This is a genomic window from Hymenobacter busanensis (genome assembly GCF_008727865.1).
Taxonomy (GTDB): domain Bacteria; phylum Bacteroidota; class Bacteroidia; order Cytophagales; family Hymenobacteraceae; genus Solirubrum; species Solirubrum busanense.
The window spans coordinates 341,645-351,729 of record NZ_VTWU01000006.1; the positions used below are offsets into that span (position 1 = coordinate 341,645).

Sequence of the window (10,085 nt, forward strand, 5' to 3'; positions counted from 1 at the left end):
AAAAAGCCGTCTGGCCACTTAGGCCGACGGCTTTTTTATGCTTGCTTGATAACCGTAGGAGCAGAAAACATCCTAATACCGCCCCGCACGTTCCTAAGTTCTCGATGGCCCGTTTTTTTAGGACGACACAATATGTCTGGATCGTTTATCTAAACGGCGGATAAATGCTCGGACCAGCCGGCGCACCTTCGTCACTCATAGATTGGAACGCGGCATGCCCCCGGCCGTCATCGTGAAGTTCACCGGCCACAAAGACATCAAAACCCTGGTGCGCTACGTGAAGATTGCCGACGCTAAAAAGGGCAGCCTGATGGAGAAGACACGGGAGTAATCCATACTCCTACCAGAACGCGCAAGGCTTGGGTAATACATCAATCTGATGCAGCACAGGAGCCTCACTTATACACTTGTTAGGTTATGCCGGCAAACTAACGCTACTCCTAACGCTATCATCGAACTGAACGGCTGCCATGATAAACTACAATGAGTGGCACGAAAAGCACCTAAACAACAACGGCCGCCCAGTTTGGAGCGGCCGTTGTTGTTTGGAAAAACAGCGTTAGTGCACCAGTAACTTAACAGTGTGCCCGGGTGCGTGCACGGTGTACACCCCGGCCGGCAAGTGCACCGGCAACTTCAGCGAAAGTGGTCCGGCCGTCGGCATGATACCGCTGGCCACTACCCGGCCCACGGCGTCGAGCACGCGCACCGGCTGGCCGGCCGTGGCTCCGCTGATCTGCACGCCTTCTCGTGCCGGGTTGGGCCACACGGCGAGCAATTGCGTTGCCGGTCCCTGCACCACGCGCACCGGGCTCTGGTGCACGGTGCCGTCCAGGTCCACCTGCTGCAAGCGGTAATAGACCGCAGAGCTGCCGTACGCGTCTAGGTTCGCGTCGGTAAAGGAGTACGTGAAACCTTGTGCGCTGCTGCCGTGCCCAGCCACTTGCCCGATGCGGCGAAACTGCCGGCCGTCAGCCGAGGCTTCGATGTCGAACCGGTCGTTGTTTTTTTCCGATGCCGTGGCCCAGCGCAGCCAGGCAGCGGTGCCGCGCCGCTCGGCCGTGAAGCTGACCAACGCCACGGGCAGCGACGGACCGCTTCGGCCGGCTCCCAGGAAGAACTCCGAGAAATGGTTCTGCACCTCGGCTTCGGCCAGCAGGTGGTAAGCCGCGCCCAAAGGCTGGCTGGTGCTGGGCACCAGCTCGCGCACCTCGGTGCCGGGTGTTCCAGCCGCCGCGTCGTTGCTCAGGTCGCAGTCTTCGTTCGGGCCTTGGTACTGCGTCAGCCGAAGCGCACTGAGCAAGGCGGAACCACCGGCAGCCTGGTACCGGCTCAGCTCGGCAGGCAAGGCGTAGAGGCGCACCCGCACCGACCGGCCGGGGAACGTGTTTTGGGCGATAAAGTGCCAGTTGCGGTCGAAGTAGGGCTGGCTCTGCGGGTCGAGGCGCACCGGCAAGCCGGATCCGGTAGTTTGGTATTCCACGGAAACCGTGCCGAGCGCGACGCCCTGGTCGTTTACGGCCGCTACTACCTGCCCATCCGACGACAGCAGGTAGTGCCACTTTGCGTCGCCGGTGCTACTAACCGGCAGCGACGTATAACACGTGTTGGCAGTGGGCGCGGCTACTTGCAGCACGTTGAGCGAGGTAGAGCTGACGCTGGGCCCAATGGGTGTGGTTACCTGCACCGGCCCGCTGCCCGCGCCCACGGGCACTGTTGTCTGAATAGTGCTGTCGTTGAGTACCGTAAACGAGCCGGGGGCCGCGGCCACGCCGTTGAAGTCCAGGCCCGTGGCCCCCGTGAAGTTCAGGCCCTTGATGGTAATCAACTGCCCCGGCAACTCGGCCGGCGGCACCAGGCCGGCTACACTGGGCTGCACTTCAAATGGCTGCGCCGAGCTGCCCTGCCCGCAAGCCGTTACCACCGTAACGGGGCCGGTGGTGGCCTTGAGCGGCACCTGCACAGAGAGCAGCTGGCCGGAGTTCATCACCGAAAAGCCCGGGGCTTCCACCCCGTTAAACAAGACCTTCTGGACATTGGCGAAGGTGCTGCCGACGAGTGCCACCGTGGTGTACCCCGCAATACCCGAGCCCGGCGAGACGCTCAGAATAGCGGGCGGCGGGGTGTAATTGATGGTCACGGCGTTGGAAACAGCCACTTCTCCTCCGTGGCTGACGCTGGCTGTGAACTGGCCGCCCGCGGTGCTTACTACCACGCTATCGGCCGCAGCGGGCGCTGCCCGGCGGCAATCAGCACAGGAAGGCTTTTCAGCACCGCACTGTAGCCGCGTTTAGGCGTGATGACCAGGGAATAGGACCCTACCGGTAACTCCGGCAGGGTGAGCACGCCCGTCACCGGATCCGGTAGCGGGGTATAGGTCGTTCCAAGCCCGTATAGCACCAGCGAGGCGGAGCCGGCAGGCGCAAGGCGGCCGGTGAGGCTGCCGGTTTGAGTTGTAGGTGCGGGCGTCGGGGTTGGTGCGGGTGTTTCTTTGTCGCAGCCCACCAAGGTGAGCAGCAGCACAGCAAGGTGCCGCAGAAGAAAGGAGCGAAAAAGCGTCACGGGGCAATACTGAAGGGAGGCAGGAAAGTGCGGCGGCGTTACCGGGGAGCAGGAGGCGCGAGAAGCCGCGCTTGCGAAAACGGGCAAGCGCGTTACCTCGCCCTGCGCATTACTCCACCACCAAGCGCCCGGTATTGGTGCCGCAGCGTACCAAGTACAGGCCTGGTTTCAGGCCATCCAATGGCAGGGAAACGTCGGAGCTCTGCGCGGGCAGTGTGCCGGTGCGCACCTGCCGGCCCAGCGCGTCCACCACCACGACCGGCCGCTCCGCCGCGGCCGGCGGCAGCAGCAGCGTCACCGCGGTGCGGGCCGGATTGGGATACAATACCAGGTCGGCGGGCACCTCTACTTCGAAGGGCGTGGCGCTGGTGGCCGTGCCGCCGGGCGTGGTCACGGCTATAGGGCCCGACGTCGCGCCCGGGGGAACCGTCACGGTTAGGCTCGTGGGCGAGTGGACCGTAAAGGCCTGCGCCGGCGTGCCGTTGAACGTCACGGCGCTGGCAGCCGTCAGGCCGGTGCCCGTCAGCACGACTTGGCTTTGCGCCCGGCCGCGGCCGGGCGCAAAGCCGGTGAGGGCAGGCGCCTGCGTGGCGTCGTAGTCGGCCAGGAACGCCGATACCATGCTGCCGTCGCCCAGGGTCGTGAACGAACCGCCGACCATCACGTGCGCGCCGGACATGGCTAGGGCGTTGACGCCGGTGTTGGTCGCGGGGCCGAGGCCAGTGCCCAGGGTGCTCCACGCGGTGCCGTCCCACTTGGCAATGCGGCTGGCCGCCACGCCGCCAATCTGGGTAAAAGCGCCGCCCGCGTACACGTCGTTGCCCAACGCCGTTAGGGCCAGTACCGAGTTGTCGGCGCCCGGGCCGAAGGAGCGCCACGCAGTGCCGTCCCAGCGGGCGACGCGGCTAGCTGGCAAGCTTCCCGCCGTGGTAAAATAGCCGCCCGCAACCACTTCCGTTTCGGTGGCGGCCAGCGCCAGCACTGTGCTGTTGGTGCCGGTGCCCAGCTGGCTCCACGCGGTGCCGTCCCACTTGGCAATGTTATTGGCCGCCGAATAGCCCGCCGCCGTAAAGCTGCCCCCGGCGTACAGGGTCGTGCCCTGCACCGCCAGGGCACTGACCGTGCCGCTGACGCCAATGGACAACGAACTCCAGTTCGTGCCGTCCCATTTGGCAATGTTGCTGGCCCCGATGCCCCCGGCCGCGTAAAACCGGCCGCCGACGTACAGGTCATTGCCCATCACTGCCAGCGCGTACACTTGTCCGTCGACGCCCGTGCCCAGAGAGGACCAGTTCGTGCCGTCCCATTTGGCAATATGGTTGGCGGGCAGTCCGCCCGCGGTGGTAAAATCACCGCCGACGTACACGGCGGTGCCGACCACGGCTACGGCGCTGACCCGGCCGTTGACGCCGGAACCCAAGGGGTTCCAGCCCGCGGCGGGGTTCCAACTGGCCACGTAACCTACGGGCCGGCCGCCGGCAGTAATGAAGTCCCCGCCGGCGTAGGTGGTCGCGTTCGTCGCGGCCAGCGCGAATACAGTGCTGTTGAGGCCCGTGCCGAGGGTACTCCAGGCGGCGCCGTTCCATTTGGCTACCCGGTGGGTGGCAAGGCCCCCGGCCTTGGTGAAGTATCCTCCAACGAAGAGGTCGTTTCCGGCCGCCGCCAGCGCCCACGCCGAGTTATTGAGGCCCGTGCCCAAAGAACTCCATGCGGTGCCGTTCCACCGGGCCACACCTATGGCGGGGGCACCGCCGGCAGTGGAAAACTCGCCGGCCGCATAAAGGTCGTTGCCCACGAAAGCCAGGGACTGCACGTGGTTGCCTGGGCCCGTACCGAGTGCGCTCCAAGTGGTTCCGTTCCAGCGGGAGACGGTGGGCACCGGCGTGTTGCCGACGGTGACCAGCAAGCTGCCAGCGTACACGTCGGAGCCCGACACGGCCAGGGCAAGCACCGGTGACACCAGGCCCGCCCCCAACGCACTCCACGCGGTGCCGTTCCACCTAGCTATGCTGCGCGCGGCTACCCCACCAGCGGTGGTGAAATACCCGCCCACGTAAAGGTCGTTGCCCACGGTGGCCAGGGCATGCGCCCGGTAATCGAGACCGGTACCAAGTGGGCTCCACGTCAATCCGTCCCAGCGGGCAATGTTGCGCGCCGCTACCCCGCCGGCGGCGGTGAACTCGCCGGTGGCGTAGACGTCGCCGCCCATTGCGGCTATGGCGTTTACTTGGCCGCTGATGCCCGCCCCCAGGGCACTCCACGTCGTGCCGTTCCACTTCGCGATGTTGCGCGCCGGTACGCTGCCCGCAGTAGTGAAATACCCGCCCACGTAAAGGTCGGTACCGACCAACGCCAGTGCCTTCACCTGCGCATAGGAGCCGCTCACACCCCCGCCCAGGGGTACCCAGGCGGTGCCATTCCATTGCACAATGCAATTGGCAACGGCGCTGCCGGCCAAAGAAAAGATACCGCCGGCGTAGACTGTCGAGCCCGATACGGCCAAGGCGTAGACATCGTTCCCAGTACCCGGAAGTCCAAAGCCGGGGCGCCACTTCTCGTCGCCGGTACCTGCCACCTCGACGGGGCGGAACCGGGGGCGGCCGCTTCGCTCGGTGACCAGGCGGTAACCGGTGGCGTTAAACGAGCCGGCGGCGCCGGCCCGCAAAGTGCCGTCGGGGTTGAGCACAGTGGCCAGCCCCGGCACGGACGCGGCTGTGCCGCTGGGGGCACCGGCATGCCCCGGTGCAGCCCAGAGAAGGCTGCAGAGCAAAAGCAGGGCCCACCGGCCGCACGCGGCGGGGGCAGAAACACACATCAAGAAGCGGGCGCAACGGCGCAGGAAAGGGTAGCAGTGCGGCATGCAAAGCAAAGTAAAACGGGCGCGCCTAGTCGCGCGGACCGCGGCGGGTAGAGAAGTATACACGGGGGCGGAACGAAGCTCACCATCAGCCCCCAACCGACAAAGGTACCTCCGGCCAGCACCCATGGCAATACCTACTTCCTGGTATTTGCATTGAGCAGCAGGCGCTTGGCGCACAACCTCAGAGCGCCGATTGCTTTTGCTTTAGTTGGCAGTAAGTCGGCAGTTGGGCCGTTGCTTCAATCAACCGGGCGCTACAATACTCGCGCTGGGACTGTATCTTGAAGTATGATTTTTCAGGACTTCCATCCCCGGCCGGAGCTGCGCGAGTATGTGGCGTGCTACCATCTGCGGCACTTTGTGTTCCAGCCCGGGGAGGTGCTGCCTTTCAAGCCTTACCCACCGCGCCCCGAGCAGTGCTTGACTTTCTTTCCCCGTGAGGGGCAACGCGTGGAGTACCCGGCCGCGCAGCGCTGGGTAGCGCAGCCGCGCGCTGTGCTGGTGGGGCAAGCCACGCAACGCGTCAACTTGCACGTGGGCCGCGATTTTTTGGCCCTGATCGTCGTGTTTCGTCCCGGGGCGCTCTTCCGCCTCACTGGCCTGCCTGCTGGCGAGCTAACCGGTACGCATGTCGACGCGGAAAGTGTGTTTTCCCCGGATGTGCGCCGGCTCAGCGAACATCTAAGCAGCAGCACCGATTACGACGAGATGATTCGCCTGGTGGAAGGCTTCCTGCTGGCAGTGGCCCACCGGGGCCGCCGCCCCGCCCTGCCGGTCGACCGGATAGCCAGCGGGGTGGTGGAGTTTCCAGGAGCGCCGTCGGTGGTGGACTTGGCCGGGCGCAGCTGTCTGAGCCCGCGCCAACTGGAACGCCAGTGCCGGGAGCGGTTGGGCGTAGGTCCGAAAACCTTTGCCCGCATTGCCCGCCTGCACCACGCCTACCGGCGGCGGTTTCACTGCCCGCAGGAAGATTGGCTCAGCACCGCGCTGGCCTGCGGCTACTACGACCTGCAACACCTAGCCAAAGACTTTCGCGACTTGGCCGGGGCCAGCCCCACGACCTTGTTTCAGCAGGACGAACGCGCCCCGGAGCGGGCTTTCGGGTGGCAGGAAAGCTAGGCACGACAAGCAAGCCCCGATGCGTTGTCGGTTTTTTACCACTGCCACGGCACCCGATGTCGCTAGGTTCGCGGCACTATGGAACGCCGTGCCTTTCTTTCCTCGACGCTAGCTGCTGGCTTTTGTGGCCCCGTACTCACGGCCCTGGCAGCACAATCTCTCCACCCAACAGGCTCATTACTTCCGTTTTACGTGCCTCCAGGGCCAACTTTATTGCCTGGCCCTGCCGGCGTAGCCGTGCGCACTCGGGTGCGCCACCGGCAGACCAACGGGCAATTTTCGTGCATTGAGGGCGTGCTCGCACCGAAAACCATGGGCCCCGCACCCCACGTGCACCGGGAGTTGGACGAACTGATGCACGTGCTGGAGGGCACCGTGCACGTGCTGGTCGGCACCGAGGTCGTTGAAGTGCGGGCGGGCGGGTTGCACTTCCGCCCGCACGGGATACCCCACACCTTCTGGAACAGCAGCCCGACTGCCCCGGCCCGTTTCTTGGACATGTTTTTCCACCAAAACTTGGAAGATTACCTCGAGGAACTCTTCACGCGGCTGCTGCCTGAAGCTGAACACCAGGGCTGGTCCCCAAACTCCCCACAGTTGCGGGCGCGCCTCGACGCACTTAATGCCCGGTACGGCATCGTGGAATTTCATGATCAGCGCGCACCGCTCATGCGGCAGTACGGCTTGAAATAAGGTGCTAAAATACACCGCAGGTACTGCTCTTCCCCTGCTCATGGCAGCTACCAAGCTCCGCCTCCGCAACGACCGCATTGGCTTCGGCAAGACGACCGTGTATGTGCAGTAAGTCTATCAAAGCAAGAACTATCACTTCTCCACTGGCGAGAAAATCGGCCCCGAACAGTGGCACGACCGAATGGCCAAAGTGTCGGGCAATTCCGATGACGTGAAGGCCCTCAACGGCCGGCTGCAATCCTTCTTGGCCACCCTCAACCAGATCATCGCCGAAGCGAACCAGCAACGGGAAGAGCCCACTCCCGCATACATCCGGGAACGGCTCGGCATGACGGCCAAGCCGAAGTCAAAAGCGCCACGTCACAGCCTCTGAGAGAGGCAAACCTGCTACCAGGAGCTTTTTGGCGGTGTTCGACGAGTACATTCAAACCACGCAGGCCACCAAAGCCCACGGCACCATCAAGCATTATAAAACGACGCTCAACCACCTGACGCGTTTTGCCGCCCAACACAGGCGCAAACTCACCTTCGAGAGCATCGACACGCGTTTTTACCACGACTTCGTCACCTTCCTGACCAAGGACCTGGCCATGACCAACGGAACGGCCAACAACCAGCTCAAGCGCGTGAAGGTGGTGATGGGCTACGCCGGCGAACAAGGTCTCACGGATAACAACTCCTTCCGCAAGTTCAAAACGCTGCGCCACACCGAAACCGACGTGGTGTACCTTACTCGCGACGAGTTGGAGACGTTGGTTCACTACGACCTGACGGCCGAGCCGCGGCTGGCCCGCGTGCGTGACTTGCTGGTGCTCGCGTGCACCACGGGCTTGCGCCATTCCGACTTCAGCACCGTGCGCCCGGACCAAATCAAAGGCGACCAACTTGTGGTGCGCACGGTGAAAACGCGGGACTGGTTGTACTTGGATTTGAACCGCTACTCCCGCGCCATCCTGGAGTGTTACCCGCAAGGCCTGCCCCTACTTTCCCAGCAGAAATTCAACGCCTACGTGAAGGAATTGGGCCAACACTGTGGCCTCGATACCCCGGTGCAGGTGGTGCACTACCGCGGCAGCCAGCGGGTGGAGGAGTGGCTGCCGAAACACGAGCTGCTCTCTTCTCACACCGGCCGGCGCACCTTCGTCACCCAGAGCCTGGAGCGCGGCATGCCGCCGGCCGTCATCATGAAATTCACCGGTCACAAAGACATAAAAACTCTGATGCGCTACGTGAAGGTAGCCGACGCCGAAAAGCGCAGCCAGATGGAGAAGGCGTGGGGGTAATGCCCGACGCTTACTAGTGCATTCAGAGCTGGCGCGGTGTCACTGCTTGTTGATGCACCGCGCAAGTTTTTCTTGTACAGTTCTACCAACTCACAAGCCGTATAATTCAACAATAGCTTCGTTTTATTGAAGCCTAAACAACGACGCAGATGCCAAATTGTGTGGTAGCGGATGAGGCGTTGAGTTGTTTAGCCAAACGAGGGTGGCTGTTGCAGAAGTCATTTGCGCACTCGAGCATTGCGGCTAAGCCTGTCACCAAGCCTCGCAAGTCCCCTCCGCAAAGGGCCTGGCGGGATGGGAGCTCCCGTTATTCAGCTGCAAACTGACTCACCTAGGTTCTGCAACAGCCACGAGGGTTTATCCCGACAGGCCCGTGCTGTGGTTTACCACAACCGGGCCCTGGAAACCAGCGTCCCCCTGCCCCCGGACGCGCGTCGTACGGCTCACGCCCGCTCCGCGACCAGCCGCTGCAGGTCGTGGGCATTGGCAAACGCGGCGCCCAAGGTGTTGTTGAAGTAGGCGTACACGTCTTTCCCCTCCTGGAGGTAGTCGTGGATCTGCTCGGCCTGGTCGTGCAGAAAGTCGCGCTCGTAGGACTCCCGGTAGTTGCCCTGCGGGCCGTGGAAGCGCATATACACAAAGTCGGCCCCCTCGTTGAGCCGGGCGTTTCGGGCGGGCCCTTTGTCGTGCAGCACCAGGCTGGCGCCGTGGTGGTCCAGCATCTCAAACGCATCATCGGCATACCAGCTGGGGTGGCGAAACTCCACCGCTGGGCGCCACTCGCGGGCGGGGTCTGCCACGGCCAGCGCCGTCAAGAGGGCACTGACCGCGCGCAGCTGGCGAAGGGTGTTGCTGGGCGGGAACTGCAGGAGCAGGCACCCCTTTTTGGGGCCCAACGCCCGGGCGGCTTCGAGAAAGCGGACCAGGCCGGAGAGGTCCTCGGCAAGGGCGGTGGTGTGCGTAAGATCGCGCCACAGCTTGAGGGTAAAGACAAACGCCGGGCCGGTTTCCGCGGCCCAGGTCGCAAACGTTTTGGGCTGGGGGATGCGGTAGAAGGTGCTGTTAATCTCCACCGAGTTAAACAGGGTGGCATAGTAGGTGAGGCGGCTCGTTGCCTGGTAGGCCGCCGGAAAAGTGGCCTTGGGGCCGGGCACCACAATGCCGCTGGTGCCGGTGCGCAGGGTGCCAAGGAGGGCAGGCATGGGAAGGAGGTAGGTGGGCGTTTCGGGGTCTAACGGACCACGCGGCCGCGGCGTTTTACCCCAAGCGCATCTTCACGGGGCCCAACGGATCATCGGCTGGTCATCGCAGCGCTTTTTGCAGGCCAAGCAGGGGGATGCCGCGCGAAGGCCCGGCACGCCGCCGACGCCAACGAACGGCGCTGCTACGCTGGGTCCCTGCTCCTCAAGTTGGCTCCGGGCTTCGCTGACTGCCTTGCTTCTGCAACAGTTACGGCCGTTTCACTTTCCGGATAAGGGATCTTAGTTGAGCGTTATCCGCTGACGGTGGGGACTAAGAGCGTGTTGGGGATTAGGTAATGCGATTTAAGCAAAGCGTGATGTTGGCCC

The 10,085-nt window shown here is 63.6% G+C and carries 8 protein-coding genes and 1 pseudogene; 5 read left to right on the forward strand and 4 right to left on the reverse strand.

The window, feature by feature from the left end; genetic code table 11:
- Positions 1 to 160: 160 nt before the first annotated feature.
- The gene (locus F0P96_RS21255; protein WP_262714373.1) at positions 161 to 331 is read left to right on the forward strand and encodes a tyrosine-type recombinase/integrase; all 171 of its coding nucleotides are present in this window, start codon (positions 161 to 163) and stop codon (positions 329 to 331) included.
- 228 nt (positions 332 to 559) lie between these two features.
- Here the strand turns inward: F0P96_RS21255 and F0P96_RS17235 are convergent, their stop codons facing one another.
- From F0P96_RS17235 to F0P96_RS17245, 3 genes are all read right to left on the reverse strand, one after another.
- The gene (locus F0P96_RS17235) at positions 560 to 2,158 is read right to left on the reverse strand and encodes a T9SS type A sorting domain-containing protein (RefSeq protein ID WP_151080167.1); all 1,599 of its coding nucleotides are present in this window, start codon (positions 2,156 to 2,158) and stop codon (positions 560 to 562) included.
- A 50-nt stretch (positions 2,159 to 2,208) separates the two neighbouring features.
- Positions 2,209 to 2,523, reverse strand: coding sequence for a hypothetical protein (locus tag F0P96_RS17240; protein ID WP_151080168.1), 315 nt, complete (start codon positions 2,521 to 2,523; stop codon positions 2,209 to 2,211).
- A gap of 148 nt (positions 2,524 to 2,671) precedes the next feature.
- Positions 2,672 to 5,332 carry a T9SS type A sorting domain-containing protein gene (locus F0P96_RS17245; protein WP_160619870.1) on the reverse strand — a complete coding sequence of 887 codons (2,661 nt, stop codon included), beginning with the start codon at positions 5,330 to 5,332 and terminating at the stop codon, positions 2,672 to 2,674.
- Between the two features lie 378 nt (positions 5,333 to 5,710).
- Between F0P96_RS17245 and F0P96_RS17250 the strand changes: the two genes are divergently transcribed.
- From F0P96_RS17250 to F0P96_RS17265, 4 genes and pseudogenes are all read left to right on the forward strand, one after another.
- Complete coding sequence (locus tag F0P96_RS17250; protein ID WP_151080170.1) at positions 5,711 to 6,541, forward strand: helix-turn-helix domain-containing protein; 831 nt, start codon at positions 5,711 to 5,713, stop codon at positions 6,539 to 6,541.
- A 78-nt stretch (positions 6,542 to 6,619) separates the two neighbouring features.
- Positions 6,620 to 7,234 (forward strand): cupin domain-containing protein, encoded by a 615-nt coding sequence (locus F0P96_RS21335; RefSeq protein ID WP_151080171.1) that lies wholly within the window; start codon positions 6,620 to 6,622, stop codon positions 7,232 to 7,234.
- Between the two features lie 133 nt (positions 7,235 to 7,367).
- Positions 7,368 to 7,607, forward strand: a pseudogene (locus F0P96_RS17260) (Arm DNA-binding domain-containing protein); the annotation flags it as partial.
- Between the two features lie 34 nt (positions 7,608 to 7,641).
- Complete coding sequence (locus F0P96_RS17265; RefSeq protein ID WP_235917511.1) at positions 7,642 to 8,517, forward strand: tyrosine-type recombinase/integrase; 876 nt, start codon at positions 7,642 to 7,644, stop codon at positions 8,515 to 8,517.
- A gap of 443 nt (positions 8,518 to 8,960) precedes the next feature.
- Here the strand turns inward: F0P96_RS17265 and F0P96_RS17270 are convergent, their stop codons facing one another.
- Positions 8,961 to 9,719, reverse strand: coding sequence for a DUF72 domain-containing protein (locus F0P96_RS17270; RefSeq protein WP_151080174.1), 759 nt, complete (start codon positions 9,717 to 9,719; stop codon positions 8,961 to 8,963).
- Between the last annotated feature and the right edge of the window lie 366 nt (positions 9,720 to 10,085).